The 15,994-nt window shown below is 34.7% G+C and carries 15 protein-coding genes; 8 read left to right on the top strand and 7 right to left on the bottom strand.

Annotated elements, in window-relative coordinates; genetic code table 11:
- The 4 genes from F5ESL0230_RS02455 to rlmD form a co-directional block, all read right to left on the bottom strand.
- Positions 1-2,034: a hypothetical protein gene (locus F5ESL0230_RS02455; protein ID WP_122021438.1), complete on the bottom strand. Its 2,034-nt coding sequence runs from the start codon at positions 2,032-2,034 to the stop codon at positions 1-3.
- Between the two features lie 161 nt (positions 2,035-2,195).
- On the bottom strand, positions 2,196-2,465 hold the full coding sequence (locus F5ESL0230_RS08470) for a lactococcin 972 family bacteriocin (protein WP_199692494.1): 270 nt from the start codon (positions 2,463-2,465) through the stop codon (positions 2,196-2,198).
- Positions 2,466-2,667: 202 nt separating this feature from the next.
- Complete coding sequence (locus F5ESL0230_RS02465) at positions 2,668-3,417, bottom strand: hypothetical protein (RefSeq protein ID WP_158593048.1); 750 nt, start codon at positions 3,415-3,417, stop codon at positions 2,668-2,670.
- Positions 3,418-4,327: 910 nt separating this feature from the next.
- Positions 4,328-5,704, bottom strand: a complete 1,377-nt coding sequence (gene rlmD, locus F5ESL0230_RS02475; RefSeq protein WP_122021441.1) for a 23S rRNA (uracil(1939)-C(5))-methyltransferase RlmD — start codon at positions 5,702-5,704, stop codon at positions 4,328-4,330.
- A 126-nt stretch (positions 5,705-5,830) separates the two neighbouring features.
- Here rlmD and recX point away from each other — a divergent pair, with 126 nt between their 5' ends.
- Positions 5,831-6,646 carry a recombination regulator RecX gene (recX, locus tag F5ESL0230_RS02480; RefSeq protein ID WP_122021442.1) on the top strand — a complete coding sequence of 272 codons (816 nt, stop codon included), beginning with the start codon at positions 5,831-5,833 and terminating at the stop codon, positions 6,644-6,646.
- A gap of 10 nt (positions 6,647-6,656) precedes the next feature.
- Entirely contained in the window at positions 6,657-7,136 is a 480-nt protein-coding gene (locus F5ESL0230_RS02485; protein ID WP_122021443.1) for a hypothetical protein, read from the top strand.
- A 3-nt stretch (positions 7,137-7,139) separates the two neighbouring features.
- Here F5ESL0230_RS02485 and F5ESL0230_RS02490 read toward each other — a convergent pair whose 3' ends face one another.
- Positions 7,140-7,601: a hypothetical protein gene (locus tag F5ESL0230_RS02490; protein ID WP_090093019.1), complete on the bottom strand. Its 462-nt coding sequence runs from the start codon at positions 7,599-7,601 to the stop codon at positions 7,140-7,142.
- A gap of 99 nt (positions 7,602-7,700) precedes the next feature.
- Between F5ESL0230_RS02490 and F5ESL0230_RS02495 the strand changes: the two genes are divergently transcribed.
- Complete coding sequence (locus tag F5ESL0230_RS02495) at positions 7,701-8,582, top strand: hemolysin family protein (protein WP_122021444.1); 882 nt, start codon at positions 7,701-7,703, stop codon at positions 8,580-8,582.
- Positions 8,582-10,153, top strand: coding sequence for a peptide chain release factor 3 (locus tag F5ESL0230_RS02500; RefSeq protein ID WP_122021445.1), 1,572 nt, complete (start codon positions 8,582-8,584; stop codon positions 10,151-10,153). The genes F5ESL0230_RS02495 and F5ESL0230_RS02500 overlap by 1 nt, the downstream gene beginning before the upstream one ends.
- Positions 10,154-10,325: 172 nt before the next feature.
- Here the strand turns inward: F5ESL0230_RS02500 and F5ESL0230_RS02505 are convergent, their stop codons facing one another.
- Both F5ESL0230_RS02505 and F5ESL0230_RS02510 read right to left on the bottom strand, forming a co-directional pair.
- Entirely contained in the window at positions 10,326-10,607 is a 282-nt protein-coding gene (locus F5ESL0230_RS02505; RefSeq protein ID WP_090093025.1) for a DUF1827 family protein, read from the bottom strand.
- An 89-nt stretch (positions 10,608-10,696) separates the two neighbouring features.
- Positions 10,697-12,844 (bottom strand): ATP-dependent Clp protease ATP-binding subunit, encoded by a 2,148-nt coding sequence (locus F5ESL0230_RS02510; RefSeq protein ID WP_122021446.1) that lies wholly within the window; start codon positions 12,842-12,844, stop codon positions 10,697-10,699.
- Positions 12,845-13,038: 194 nt separating this feature from the next.
- Between F5ESL0230_RS02510 and F5ESL0230_RS02515 the strand changes: the two genes are divergently transcribed.
- The 4 genes from F5ESL0230_RS02515 (at position 13,039) to spxA (ending at position 15,938) form a co-directional block, all read left to right on the top strand.
- A complete protein-coding gene (locus F5ESL0230_RS02515; protein ID WP_090093245.1) occupies positions 13,039-13,221 on the top strand; it encodes a hypothetical protein in 183 nt (60 codons plus the stop codon).
- A gap of 113 nt (positions 13,222-13,334) precedes the next feature.
- A complete protein-coding gene (locus F5ESL0230_RS02520) occupies positions 13,335-13,601 on the top strand; it encodes a phosphocarrier protein HPr (RefSeq protein ID WP_090093029.1) in 267 nt (88 codons plus the stop codon).
- A complete protein-coding gene (ptsP, locus tag F5ESL0230_RS02525; protein ID WP_122021447.1) occupies positions 13,601-15,334 on the top strand; it encodes a phosphoenolpyruvate--protein phosphotransferase in 1,734 nt (577 codons plus the stop codon). Before F5ESL0230_RS02520 ends, ptsP begins: the two co-directional genes overlap by 1 nt.
- A 205-nt stretch (positions 15,335-15,539) precedes the next feature.
- Complete coding sequence (gene spxA, locus F5ESL0230_RS02530) at positions 15,540-15,938, top strand: transcriptional regulator SpxA (RefSeq protein WP_090093032.1); 399 nt, start codon at positions 15,540-15,542, stop codon at positions 15,936-15,938.
- The last annotated feature ends 56 nt before the right edge of the window (positions 15,939-15,994 follow it).

Genomic DNA, 15,994 nt, shown 5'->3' on the forward strand with positions numbered 1-15,994 from the left:
CTAATTCCCGTGATTAAGGGTAATCAATAAATTGTGCTGCGCACGCCAATAAGTTAATAAGATAACGCCGGCCTCTAGCAACAGGTAAACGTAGACAACCGGCATTAAGGATAGGTAGTGCAACCTAGTTAAACTTAGGGCAGTTACCAAGAAGTCTAGTCCTAAGTTAGTTAGCAAGAAGCTTCCCATCAAATGAGCATTCGACCTACCAAAAACTCGATAAATTGCTATCTTGCGCCGCTGACTCTGCAAAAAGGTCGTACTAACAAACACAATAATAAAGATTAGCTGCAGTAGCGATAACATAGTTGTAATGGTTAAAATGAGCAATTGTCGATTGACATTTCTCTGATATTCAGCTATTCGTACTCGTTTACTTGTAATACCAATAACATACGGCATTAGACCCAGTTGCTTAACTTTTTTTCTAAGAAGCTTTAAATTAGAAAACTGGATGGTTCCTTGACTAATGGTTGATGAATAAAAAGAATCAGATAAAAACTTGTTGTTAACAACTATAATCAAGGGGTTCATCGAGAGCGATGACGTAATTTCGTATTCAACTGTGTAATTAAAAATGTTCTGTCCGTTGGCGATAGGTACAACTTGAATAGCTGGTAGCTTTTTTGGCCGCTGTTGATAGTAATAATTAGGTAAAGTCTGTTGAAATTTAAGGAAGTTTCTTAGCTGCTTCTTAGCCTGTTTTACTTGGTCTAACCGATTATATGGGACTAATAGTAAAACTTTGTTAGCAGTAAGCCTAATAGGATTAAAATTAAGCTCACTATTCTTAATAAAATTATTATTGGCAATAATCACATTGCCATTTTCAGGCTCAGTATCACGCATTGCTGGGTGAAATTGTTGTGAATTCTGGGCAACAATTGTTCCAGGTGACTGCACTACTAACTGGTGAGCCATTTTGCCCATTTTTTTATCTTCATACTTATCATTAATATTCCAATATCGTTGAAGTGAATAAGTGTTTTTTTGTCTTTGCCATTTTTTAATTATATTAGTATCTCTAATATAAATTTTATTGTGATTAGTTAAAGAAATGGTGTTAATCATAATCAAAGCTAGCAGAAGTATCTTTAAAACATAGCCAATTAGTAAGAAAATATATGTTGTTTCTGCTCCCTTAATTGCCTGATAAGGGTCAATCAACGCTAAAACTACATAAGATATAGTATTCAAAACCAAAAAGCTTAAAAAGACAATTGATAGTAGAACTAAAGCATAGGGCAAAAAGAAACGCCAGCCGCTGATTGTAAAGGTAGTTAGCCCCCAGATAATCATCACTAACATAATTACCCCCAAAGCTCCAATTAACATAGGAGATTCATCTTTCAAATCGTTCTTAATTATCTGCCAGTCGCTTAAGCCATTAATCTTCATAATTGCATAAGCTTTAAAGCGAAAAACTTTCTCTAGTACCATCACAATAAATAAAGTGCCAATAATTCCAATCAAGACAATTAAATCAAATTTTGAAAAATTAGCTACAACTATTTGCCCCAAACTTTTTACTGATAAGGAATTATCTATAACCTCCGTCTTTAATCCAAGGGCACGGAATTTTGTCAATATTTGGCCTAAAGCTTCATTTTTGGCATTAGTGCAATATAGGCCATTAATTTCTTCTAAATTTAGCTCGGTATTCGTCAATTTTTTAATAGCTTCAGCTTGATATAGTGAATAGTTATTAATTGGAGTCCCAAAATTGTAAACCACCTTGCTTTGTTGCCCGTTAAACTTATTAATGCGTAACTTAACTAAAGAACTATTTTTAGCTTGAGCTACTTGCTTCAACTTAGTAAAAATTATCTTTTTTTTGACCTTTTTAGTGTACTGTTTGCTAGTTAATTGTTTCTGCCATTTGGCAATTACTTTTGGGTTCCAACTAGCAATGTTTATAATGGTATTATTTTCTGGGATTGAATTATTATCATACTCACGAATAAAGCCTGCAAATAAGGCAAGCACGACAACCGTGATTAGAGAATAAAAAACAATTTTTGTTTTCCGCAGCATTTTTAAACCTCATGTTATTAAAAAACTCACGAGTAAAGTCGTGAGTTTAATTATTTTTATTATTAATTAAAATTAGCTTATATCATAATAAGCAGTATTTCCGTGTGGAGCTTTAGGAGCAGACGCTCTTGACTGAACACCCTTTGTTTTCCAATCACTACTTAAATATCGGCAAAATAGCCAGGTCTTACAGATGATCTATGGAGTCTACTTTTATGTTGGTAGTAGGACCAGACATATACACTACCCACACCATAGTTCCAAGTACCACCATCTCTTTCTTGAGTTTGCCGTAAAAGTGAATTGCTATCTTCTACCATTCCTGAATGTACTTCTTCACCAGTTGAAGCAAGAGCAGGGAGACTAGTCATGCCAAGTGTAGCAATTGTAGCTACACCAGCAACAATTTTCTTTAAAATACTCCTACTCAATAAGATTATTATCTGTTATACCATTATTCATAATTACTATAATAATTGAATGAAACAGACGATCCATATTACTACCTCACAACTATAAAAATTAATTTTTATATGGTTATATTAACTCGTTTTTTAAAAATAAATGCCAAAGTGGTATAAATGCTACTTTTATAGCAAATATGCCAGTTTTATTAGCAAAATTGACTACAAGTTACTTATTTTCTATCAGAAAGTCTTTAAGTTCATTACTGTATTCAGTCATGCCTGCCAAAGCTATATTTCGGATAACGTCATAGCACTGATCTAAGTAATGTTCTTCTGATTTTTCTTGGTATTGTAATAGGCCTTTAAAGAAAAGCAATAAAGTTTTATAAAAGTATATTTCCGGTATAGTAGCAATTTCTTCGGCACTATTGATATAAAAATCTACTTCTTGGTAGCGCTTTTCCTTAATGCAAAAAATCAAAATATTAATTATTATTCCCAAAATGTTTTTTTGAATAGAAATTGAATTATTGTTTTTAAATTGCGTAACTGCGCGTTTACTAATGACTAAATTTTCATCTAAATTATAAAAAGATATACAATTGCAATAAAGTTTAAGGGTATCAGCATCAAAAACATCGGCAACAAAGATTCGGTTTTTCATGTTTTCTAAGGTAGCCGCATCAATACTAGAATAGTCATCATCAATGATCGCTATGTAAATATTAAGCAGCATTAAATGCTCTTCTTTATTCGGCAAATCTCCCTTAGCAATCTGATTATAAAGCTTGAGCAAATCAGCCCTTTTCCCGTTATAATAGGCCTTATTAGCGGCCAAACGTAATGCTCGATCTTCTGAGCTTATTAAGCGATCATGTGGATTTAACTTCTCAAAAAATTCTATTACCGAAATTTTATTTGCATGCAACAGGTTAATCAGATCATCTGCGGAGATGCGGTTCAGTCCTTTTTCCACACGCGCATAAAAAGACGAGTTTAGATATGCGATTGTGCCACCGGATCAGACCTTTTTCCACACGCGCATAAAAAGACGGGCTAAGTACATTTTTTGCCCAAGCCTTTTTAGTTGCAGCGTGCATTAAGCGATATTTTTTTAATAGTTCACCAATTTCCATTATTAACTCCTTTAGCCTAATTTCTTTTACACTTTTTTATTGTGGAATTGATTTATAATAATTGCAATCCTAATTGAAAATTATTATTATGCTAGATAATTAACTGAATTGCTTATTTAGTGCCAAAATGCCGGGGGTAAATATTAAATGCCTCCAACTGCAAAACATGTTAGATTAGATTCGTGAAGATGATGTGGCAATTGTAACTGAACTTGATCGCTTAGGGCGCAATCAAAACAAAGGGTGCAACTAGCTAAACAATGTTTGGCTTAAAGCCCCATCTCATAACTTGGTAAAGTTAAATTTTAGTGTTTATCTGTGTTTTGTTGAATGTGGGTCAACGAACTCGTTATGAGCTAATAAAAATATAATCATAATTTTTAGATATTGCCGCAAATGATAATGACGTGTCCTTGTTCTTTTACATAGTCTGTAGCTTCACACATTTTCTTCCTTTCCTTTTTTCCAATTCAGGAATTTAATTTTCTCTCGCCCAAGGGCAATTCACTTAATGATGGTTTAATTTAATGGGCACTTTTTTGCAGGCTTAAGAACGGAAATCTTTTCTAGGTACGAAGCTGGCTATCACAATTTACTTGAATTAAGGCAAGTGATTAATGATTATCTGCATAAGGTGCAGACTAAAAGGCTTAATGCCAATTGAAGATTGCCATCAAGCCTTAGCCCAGTAATTATTAAAATTTATTAGTTCAACTTTTGGAACTTACTTTAAATTGTGTCAGTTTTTTATTATCTTAAAGTTAACTTAACAATACATTCACACCGCGGTGTTTGCGGTAGCATATCGACGTTTTCGATTAAACGAACATTATAAATATCACTAAGTAAAACGAGATCTTGCGCTAGCGTAGATGGATTACAAGAAATATAAACAAAAGTTTTGGGTTTAATTTTTAGTAAAGTCTTAATTAAACTTTTGGCTAAACCTGTTCTAGGTGGATCTACGATTAGTGCATCGATTGAGACCCCATTTTGCTCTAGTTGAGGAAGAATTTTTTCAACACTACCTTGGATATAGTTGGCGTTATGTAAGTGATTTAATTCAACGTTATGGTTGGCGTCTGCAACAGCTTCCGGGATAGTTTCAATACCAATTACTTGTTTAACTTGATCTGCTGCTAAGATTCCTAAAGTTCCGACTCCACTATAAGCATCAATTAGGGTGTCCTCTGGACCTAAATCTAAAAACTTCAGAGCATGTGAGTAAAGTGTTGCGGTTTGGACTGGATTAAGCTGGAAAAAGGCTCGTGGTGAGAGAGCAAATTTTTTCGTTAAAATCTCATCAATAATTTGATTTTTACCCATTAGTTTGGTGGTTTTATTACCCCAGACCTGTGGATTGTGCCAATCCGTCTCATTTTGAAAGACACTGACAACATTTGGTAAATTAATAATTTCGGCACTTAATTCTGGTAAGTTTTTAATAAGATGGCCGACGGTTACTAAAGTGACTTGTATTTCGTTAGTTGCTTGGGCTTGACGGACTACAATAGTTTTTAAACCATCTGTATGGCGGTATGGATTGGCAATCGCTACGTGAAACTTTTCTACTAGCTCTTTAATTTGGCGCTCAATTTTTTGCGTTTTTTCACTTTGGGTTGGCATAATGGGTAAGTCATATAGCTGGTGGGAATTAGGCGCAAATAAACCTAAATTAATCTGCCCATGATCTTGTTCAATTTGATATTGAGCTTTGTTACGGTAGTGCCATTGATTGGGTGCTGGAATTGTGGGCTTGACTTTATATTTGTTATAACCACGAGGATGATATTTTTTCAAGGCTTCTAAAACATTATCCCGTTTAAATTTTAGTTGCTTTTGATAGGATAGATGGGCTAATTCTAAGCCGCCAATTGCTAAATCTACTCCCGCAGGAAAATCTACTCGATCAGGACTTTTTTCTTTGATGCGAACTAGTTCAGCCTGAATGTAATGAGGGAATTCTTTAATAATTTTGGCAACTACCACTTCATCAGGTAGTGCATTTGGAATAAAGATAATTTTTTTACGATAATAGCCAATACCTTCGCCATTAATGCCAAGTCTTTTAATCGTAATAATTACATTTTTTTCGTTAGTCATTGTTTGCTTAACTTTTTGGTTCATAATTTTTTCTTTCTACAATAAAAATATTAAGGGTTAATAACATATTCTACTCTATCGAAAAAGTTTTTAGCAAGAAACAAAGAAATTTGTTAGCATAAAAGAGAAATAATAGGAGGGTGGATAAAGATGCCGATTATTACTAAAGTTAGTAGTCAAAAAAAACCTGGTCGCTATAATATCTTCTTAGATGGTCAGTATGCTTTTTCAGCTAGTGAACGAACAATAGCTGAATTTGTACTTTTAAAAGGACAAGAATTAAGTAATGGGAAAGTTGAAGCTGTAAAACAATTTGATGCTGATGCTAAGGCAACAAGTATGGCATCAATTTTTCTAAGTTATGAACCGCGTACGGTTTATGAAGTGTTACAATATTTAAGCAAGCATGGTATTGCTGAACAGTCAGCCCAAAGTGCAGTACGAGAACTTAGTGAAATGGGCTTTTTGGATGATCGGCAATACGTAAACCTTGTATTACAACAAAATTTACGTATTGGCACTGATGGACCACTAAGTCTAGCACGTAAGCTTGAGCAAAAGGGAATTGATCCTGAAATAATTCAGCAAGCGTTTGAGCAGGTTGATGAGGAACAGTGGCAAGAACCAGGATTACGTGTTTTACGGTCATTGAAAAGTAAAATTGGTCAGATAGCACAACTTGAACTCGAACGTAAGATGCGTACAAAATTGTTGAGCCATGGCTTTACTAGTGACCTTAGCACTGCAATTGTTGCCCAAAGCAATTTACAAACAAATCAAGTAGCACAATTAGCCGCTTTAAAAAAGCAGGGGATAAAAGCCTATAAACGTTTTCGAAGGTTAAATAAAAGTGAACGTGAAATTAAGATACGTAATTATCTTTATGCACATGGCTTTAGTAGTAGCGAAATTGAGTCTTTCCTGCAAGGAGAAATTATCCCGCTTGATGAATTGGGAGAATATTAGGAGATTAATTATGAAAAGATTACAACCGCAGTTAACTTTTATCGGCCGCCCTTTTGCTGATCAGTTGCTAGACGAGCAACGCACTTTTACACAAGCTAATTTAGAAATGGAGCAAAATGAAGTCTTTCAGTCCTTCTTGGCTAATAATAATTTGAAGGCAAAAAGAAGTAATATGATTGTTTTTGGTCCAGAAAATTTTATGTATTGGTATGGTGTAACTGTTGCTAAAGAAATTGAAGTTCCGCAAGGATTGTTGCGTTTTGTTTTACCTGAGACGCAAGTAGCAATTAAACAACAGAATAATCAAAATCTTTCATTTTTTAGTCAGCCCTTAAATGTTGTTGTAGCAAAATTTTTACAAGAAGTAAGGGATGAAGGTATTCAAACTTATGAAAATCTTGGTGATAGTTCAATGCCATATATAGTGCAAGATTTAAATTTAGACACTAAACAATTAACCCAAATGTTGTATCTTGAGGCTGATAATTAAAAGCTAATGTTGGTTAGGGTCAATAGAAAGATTGTCATATTCAACATAAGCACCTAAACATGTTGATAAAAGCATAATCAAGAAAACAAAGCCGACAGATTTGCCAACTATTTGATCTAAAGTTAGAAAATGTCTAACCACAAAAGTTGCCGCAAAACATAAAATAAAATCAAGTATGACGTTTGCCACTAGGAGTACATATCGCCGCCTAATACTGAAAAAGCGTAGCAGCTGTTTAAGAATGCCATCATTAACTTCTACAGCCAATAGATCGACAGGTCGCTGAATAGTTGCTTTAATGGCAAACATAATAAAAGCACCAACTATTGCTCCAATGACCGTTCTAAATAAATCAGCCGAGTGTAAAACGAGTGCATCATAGCCGATGCCAATAATTGTGAGGCTACACAAATAGGGAATTAATAGTAAAAAGGTGAAGACAAGTAAGACGTGACTTTTTTTCATAGATTAAACCTCATTTCTTACGTGTATTTTAACATATCAGCGCGGTACATGATATAATGTGACTACTTGAATTGTTATTTTAAGAAAGAGAGAAAAAATATGGCTAGCGACCCCGAAAAGGGTAATTTATTTCGACGTTTCAAAAATAAATTATCCCCTTCAAGTGATGAAGAAACAAAAGAGCATTTAATAAAAGAAATAAAAGCCTTACATGAATGCAATGAGATTAATGATAGCGAATTTTCTATGTTAACTGCAGTTTTGGATTTTCAAAGCAGAATGGTTCGTGAGGTAATGGTTCCACGAATTGATGCTTTTATGGTTGATTGCGGCGAAAGTTTTCAAGATAATCTTGATGAAATTTTACGCGAGCCATATTCACGCATTCCGGTTTATAAAAAGGATAAGGATAAAATTGTTGGGGTGATTCATATTCGAACAGTTTTACGTAAAGCGCGTGAAAAGGGCTTTGATAAGTTGGATTATGCTGACGTAATGAATCCACCTTTGTTTGCACCAGAAACAACAGATTTGAGTGAATTATTAGTTGAAATGCAACAAAGTCAGCAACAACTTGCTATTTTAACGGACGAGTATGGTGGCGTAGTTGGATTGGCTACAATTGAAGACTTAATTGAAGAAATAGTTGGCAATATTGATGATGAGGTTGATCGCGCTGAAGTATTATTTCAGCAAATTGCATCTAATAAGTACGTCATTTATGGCAAAATGTCACTTGATGAATTTAATGAGCAATTTGGAACAAATTTAGAAATGGAAAATGTTGATACAATTGCTGGCTTTGTTATCACCAAATTGGGTATTATTCCTGCTAAAGGTGAAAAACTATCAGTTAAACTTGATAATGGTATGATTTTGACCACTAGAAGAATGATGCGTTCAAGGTTAGCAACCGTTCTGTTGACCATACCAGAAAAAGAAGTACAAAAAGCAAAAAAGGAAGAAGAGCAGAGTAATTAATGAGTGAGGGACTTTTAGATAAAGTACAAAAAAGAAGAACATTTGCTATTATTTCACACCCTGATGCAGGTAAAACGACAATTACAGAGCAAATGCTTCTTTTTGGAGGAGTAATTCGTAATGCTGGTACCGTTAAAGCACGAAAAACGGGCCACTATGCGACTAGTGATTGGATGGAAATCGAAAAACAACGTGGTATTTCTGTTACTAGTTCTGTGATGCAATTTGAGTATCAAGGAAAAAGGATAAATATTCTCGATACTCCGGGACATGAAGATTTTTCAGAAGATACCTATCGGACCTTAATGGCAGTTGACTCTGCCGTTATGGTAATTGATTCGGCTAAGGGAATTGAACCTCAAACCAAAAAATTGTTTAAAGTCGTCAAGCAACGCGGCATTCCAATTTTTACTTTTATGAATAAGCTTGATCGCGATGGGCGCCCACCGCTCGACTTGATTGCTGAATTAGAAGACTTGTTAGGAATTGAGGGGGTGGCGATGAATTGGCCAATTGGCTCCGGTCAAACACTGCAAGGATTATATGATATAGCAAACAATCAGGTTGAATTATATCATCAAGCAGGGGCAAAACAATTCATTCCGTTAAATGAAGCGGGAACTTTACCGGCCAGTGAGCCAATGAGTCAAAATCCTCAGTTCCAAGACACTTTAGGTGAAATTGAATTAATTAAAGAAGCGGGAAATACTTTTGATCTTACTAAGATTATGGCTGGTGACCAGACCCCAGTATTTTTTGGCTCAGCCTTAACTAATTTTGGCGTGGAAACTTTTTTAAAGGGTTTTGTTAAATTAGCACCTGCCCCTGCAAGCCATGTGGTTAATCAGGATGAACGCTTGGAGGCAGATGATGCAGAATTTTCTGGCTTTGTATTTAAAATCCAAGCAAATATGAATCCACAGCATCGTGATCGAATAGCCTTTGTTAGAATCGGTAGTGGTGAGTTCAAAAAGGGACTCGATGTAACTTTAGCGCGAACTGATAAGCCAATTAGATTAAATAATGCGACTGAATTTATGTCTAGTGAGCGAGTTCAAGTTTCTGATGCTGTCGCTGGCGATATTGTTGGCTTATATGATACGGGTAATTTTCAAATTGGTGACAGTATTTATGCTGGTAAACGCAAGATAACGTATCCTGCCTTGCCAGAATTTACGCCAGAATTGTTTGTGCGTGTTACGGCTAAAAATGTGATGAAACAGAAGTCCTTTCATAAAGGAATGAACCAGTTGGTACAAGAAGGGGCAATCCAGCTTTATCGTAATTACCAAACAGATGATTATATTTTAGGTGCAGTTGGTCAGTTACAATTTGAAGTTTTTAAATTTAGGATGAAGAATGAGTATAATTCTGAGATTGAAATGACTAATATTGGTCATCGTGTAGCTAAATGGATTGATCCTAGTCAATTGGATCCAGCAATGTCAAGTAGCCGTAACTTGCTTGTAAAGGATCGTTATGATCAACCTTTGTTTTTATTTGAAAATCAGTTTGCTGAAAGATTTTTCCAAGATAAATATCCAGATGTTAAATTGACTGAAAAATTATAGGTAAAAAGAACTTTCCTTGAAGTTAAAATGTTTTCATAAATTAACACTTTACAGTATGTAAAAAAATAAAAGTCTGGGAAAAACTATTTTCCCAGACCACCAAAAAGGGTTTGAACATTTATGTTCAAACCCTTTTTATATTAGTTTAAAGAGCTAGCTTCTTTTTAGACTCTTATTTATCAACGTGAATTTCCATTACTCTTTGATTTTTATCAGATATCAATGTATATGCTGGAGCTTCTTCTTTAATTAGTCGCTCAATGATAAAATCAATTTCTTCTTTACGAACACGTCGGTTGTGGTTTTCCAAAACAATTTCGATTGCATCGTCACTTTCAGTATAGATAACAGAGGTATTGCCTAGGGAATAAACCTTGACATAATTGACGTTAGTTGTATTTAGTTGACTATGAACTAATTCACGATAACTATTGGTCACATCTATCAAATGCATGCTATTCACCCATTTCTTCTATTTTCACTATTTCTTTACTTTATTATAACGCTAATTTTCACTTTTTTCTTTAATATTTAATAAAAATATTATTTTTCTTCACTAATGACTATTTTTTGATTATCAACTTTGGCAAGTAATTTTTTAGCTGTTGGATGATCAAGTTTAAAATCAGCTACTTTATCTTCAATTTCTTCTTGGATTATTCTTCTAAGTGGGCGTGCCCCCATTGCTGGATTATATCCTTCTTGAACTAATTGCTCCTTAGCTTCGTCTGTAACGGTAATATTAATTCCTTGGTTTTTGACCATACCGTTAACTTCATCAAGCATTAAATTGACAATTTTAACTAAATCTTTAGTTGATAATTCGTTAAATTCAATTACATCGTCTAAGCGATTTAAAAATTCAGGTTTAAAGAATTCACTCATTGAATTACGGACAGAATCGGGTTTTTTGCCTGCGGTTTCAGCAGCAAAGCCTACACTGGCACGTTTAATTCCTTGACCTGCATTTGAAGTCATAATGATAATTGTATCCTTAAATGAAACTTGGCGTCCTTGTGAGTCAGTCAAGCGACCATCATCTAAAATTTGTAAGAATAAATTCATTACAGATGGATCAGCCTTCTCAATTTCATCTAGCAAGATCAAACTGTATGGATTACGCCGAACCTGTTCAGTTAATTGACCAGCTTCTTCATAGCCAACATAACCCGGTGCAGAACCAATTAATTTAGAAACTGAATAGGATTCCATAAATTCTGACATATCAAATCTAATCATGGCATTTTCTGAACCAAACATTTGCTTAGCTAATTGCTTTGCTAGCTCTGTTTTACCAACTCCAGTTGGCCCAACGAAAAGAAATGAGCCAATTGGACGACCCGATTTGTTAAAGCCAATTCGATTACGGCGAATAGCTCGCGCCAACTTATCAACAGCTTCATCTTGGCCAATAACATGTGACTTCAAATTTGTAGCCAAGTTTTGCAATTGATTTTCTTCTTGCTTTTGTAATTCGCCTACCGGGATACTTGTTTTTTCTTCTACAATTTTATCCATTATTTTATTTGTAATAATAGGTGACTTATCCGGATCAACGTTTTGATTTTTCATTTTATTATATTTTTCAATTTGATCACGGTAATAAGCGGCTTTTTCATAGTCTTCGTTTTTAAGCGATTCCTGTTTAAGTTGTTGTGCAGCTTCAATACGTTCTTTAATTTTGTCCTTGTCTACATAAGGGATTGTTAGATTCATACGCGAACCAGCTTCATCAAGTAGGTCAATTGCTTTATCTGGTAAAAAGCGATCTTGAATATAGCGTTCAGATAATTCAGCTGCAGCCTGAATAGCATCATCTGTATATTGTACATGATGATAATCTTCATAACGCTTTTTAATTCCTTGGAGAATGCGAATTGTTTCTTTAACGGAGGGTTCTTTTACATCAACTGGTTGAAATCTTCGAGCTAAGGCTGAATCTTTCTCAATTTCACGATATTCTTTGAGAGTAGTTGCTCCCACTAATTGTAAATCACCACGGGCGAGGGCCGGTTTAATAATATTACCAGCGTCCATTCCCCCTTCAGCGTTTCCTGCACCAACAATCTCATGAATTTCATCAATAAAAAGAATAATGTCATCTTGATTTTGTAATTCATTAATCAGTTGTTGCATACGTTGTTCAAATTGTCCACGAATTCCGGTCCCTTGAACTAAAGAAACCACATTTAATGAAACAATTCTTTTGTCTTGTAATTTAGCTGGGACAGATCCGTCAACAATTTGTTGAGCTAATCCTTCAACTACTGCAGTTTTACCTACACCAGCCTCTCCAATTAAGACAGGGTTATTCTTAGTTCTTCTATTTAGAATTTCAATTACACGAGCGATTTCTTGGTCACGACCAATCACTGGATCGATTTTGCCCTTTCGAGCTAAATCAGTTAAATCAGTTCCATACTGATCTAAAAGTGACCGCTTACCGCCATTATTGCCAACTGAAGTCCCACCATTATTATTCATTTGTGAATCATCGGCATTACCACCATTATTGAATGGATTATTAAAATCACCGAAAAAGCTATTATTGTTATTGCTCATATTAATATTTCCTTGTTGTTCAAGTTCTTGATAACATTGACCACATAAATTGATTTCGCGACTTTCACCATTTACCTGAGCAAAGAGGTGAATGGAAGCAGGTCGTTTATGACAGTTTTGACAAAGCAATTATATTACCGCCTTTCGCTTTGATTCATCTTTCCCTAAATTATATAATTAGCACTCTTAATAATCAAGTGCTAAACATAAAAGCTTGGTGGTTGGATGTAGGTACAATATGTTAAAATGTAGATAAGCAAAGTAGTCAAAAATTTGCTAAATTTATCTAGATTATTATTAATTTGAAAGAAACGGTGGTATATTTGGATTATCAAAAAATTCTTGAGCAGTTAGCTAGCGGTGAACTTGATTCATATCAAGTTCACCCAAAAGAAGCCTTTGCTTTCCAAGCTGCTTTAAGATCTTTTGGGAAAAGACAAAATATAACTGGTAAGGCACTCCGTGGAGGTCAAATAATTTACATGCAAAAGAAGACACAAGTTTAATGATGTAAACTGTTACATTAATGTTGTCTATTTTGCAAAAAAATGATAGTCTAAGTACACGAATAGGTATTTACTACCGGTTTTATTTTTTTGAATTCAAAGGAGATATTATAATGGAAAAACGCGATTTTCATGTTATTGCAGAAACAGGTATTCATGCTCGTCCTGCTACCTTGTTAGTACAAGCTGCTTCTAAGTTTGGTTCAGACATCAACTTGGAATACAATGGCAAATCAGTTAATTTGAAGTCAATCATGGGTGTTATGTCACTTGGTGTTGGCAAAAATGCTGATGTTTCAATTAGTGCTGATGGTGATGACGAAAAGGATGCTATTGAAGCTATTTCTGAAACAATGAAAAAAGAAGGCTTAGCTGAATAATGACCAAGACATTAAAAGGAATTGCTGCAAGTGATGGTATTGCTGTAGCACCAGCTTATCTCTTGGTAGAACCGGATCTTTCATTTTCAAAGGCTAATGTCAGCGATGTTGAAGGTGAACTAGCTCGCTATCACGAAGCAATTAAGGTTTCAACTGCTGAAGTTGAAAAGATTCGTGATAGTGCTAAAACAAGCTTGGGAGAAGAAGAAGCACAAGTTTTTGAAGCTCACTTGATGATTTTAAATGATCCTGAATTTACTGGTGCAATCGAAACCGAAATTAAGGAACAAAAAATTAATAGTGAAGCTGCACTTGATGAAACTGCTCAAAAATTTATTACAATTTTTGAAGGTATGACTGATAACGAATATATGCAGCAACGTGCTGCCGATGTTCGTGATGTTTCTAAGCGAATTATGGCTCACTTATTAGGAAAAGAATTACCTAATCCGGCAACGATTGACCATGAAGTGGTTGTCGTAGCTCATGATTTGACGCCAAGTGATACTGCTCAACTAAATAAAAACTTTGTTAAAGGTTTCGTTACTGATATTGGTGGGCGGACGGCGCACTCAGCAATTATGGCTCGTTCGCTTGAATTGCCAGCTGTTGTTGGTACTGAATCAATCACTGCTGATGTTGAAAATGATCAAAATATAGCTGTTGATGGATTAAATGGTGATGTAGTAATTGAACCAGATGCTGACCAAATAGCAGCCTATCAGCAAAAAAGTGAAGCGTTCTTGGCGCAAAAAGCTGAATGGGAAAAATTGAAAAATGAACCATCAGTTACTGCTGATAACAAGAAGTTTATTATTGCTGCTAATATTGGTACACCTAATGACATGCAAGGTGTAAATGATAACGGTGCTGAAGCCATCGGACTATATCGTACTGAATTTTTATATATGGATTCGAAAAATTTTCCAACTGAAGAAGAGCAATTCGAAGCCTATAAAGAAGTTATCGAAGGTATGAATGGTAAGCAAGTTATTATTAGAACCATGGATATTGGTGGTGACAAACACCTTGATTATTGGGACTTACCCGAAGAAATGAATCCATTCCTCGGTGTACGAGCAATCAGATTATCTTTACAAAATGAAGAAATTTTCAGAACACAACTACGTGCATTATTGCGGGCTTCGGCTTATGGAAAATTGGGAATCATGTTCCCGATGATTGGTACTCTAGGTGAATTGCGCAAGGCTAAGTCGATTTTAGCTACTGAAAAAGATAAATTGACAGCAGCAGGCATTAAAGTTGGCTCTGACTTGCAAGTCGGAATGATGATTGAAATACCAGCTGCGGCGGTAATGGCTGATCAATTTGCCAAAGAAGTTGATTTCTTCTCAATTGGTACCAATGATTTAATTCAATATTCGATGGCTGCTGATCGTGGTAATGATAATGTTTCTTATTTGTATCAACCAGCTAATCCAGCCGTATTACGCTTAATTAAGCACACTATAGATGCTGCCCATGAAAATAATATATGGTGTGGTATGTGTGGTGAAGCTGCTGGCGATAATATCATGTTCCCAATTTTACTTTCAATGGGACTTGATGAGTATTCAATGAGTGCCACATCAATTTTACGAATTAGAAGTTTAATGAAGAAGCTGAATACTGAAGATATTAAAGATTTGGCCAATCAGGCGTGCTTTGTATCGGAAACGGCGGAAGACAATGAGAAGTTAGTCAATGATTTAATGTCAAAGTTAACTAATTAAATAAAAAATATAAAAGAGTATTAATATCATTAATACTCTTTTATTATATCTTAACGTTTTCTTGATAAAAAAGTCACAGATTATTCATCTTTGTAATTTAATATAAAGATATGGTTAGTATACAAGATATTACTTACAAAAAAGAAGTGTTATGTTATACTAAAGAGGTAAAAGAAATCGTATTGTTCAAAGGAGCGTGAAATATATGGTGAATTTATATATATCTCCGAGTTGTACCTCGTGTCGTAAAGCAAAGGCTTGGTTGAAAAAACATGATATTGCTTTTAAAGAAAGAAATATTTTTTCAGAGCCACTTACGAAAGAGGAACTTATTCAAATATTACGAATGACTGAGAATGGTACCGAAGAAATTATCTCTACACGTTCAAGAGCTTTTCAACAGCTAAAGATTAATCTTGATGATCTATCAATTGATCAGTTGCTTAATTTAGTTGAAAAAAATCCTAGTTTGTTAAGACGTCCGATTATTATGGATGATCGTCGCTTACAAGTTGGTTATAATGAAGATGAAATTAGGCGGTTTTTACCGCGTAAAGTTCGTCGGCTCGAACTTGAAGAAATGCAAAAAATCGCTGACATATAATTAATGCAAAAATTTAAATAAAAGCGTTGGTATTTAAACTAACGCTTTTATTTTAG

This window comes from Lactobacillus sp. ESL0230 (genome assembly GCF_003692805.1).
In the GTDB taxonomy this organism is placed as follows: Bacteria; Bacillota; Bacilli; order Lactobacillales; family Lactobacillaceae; genus Lactobacillus; species Lactobacillus bombicola.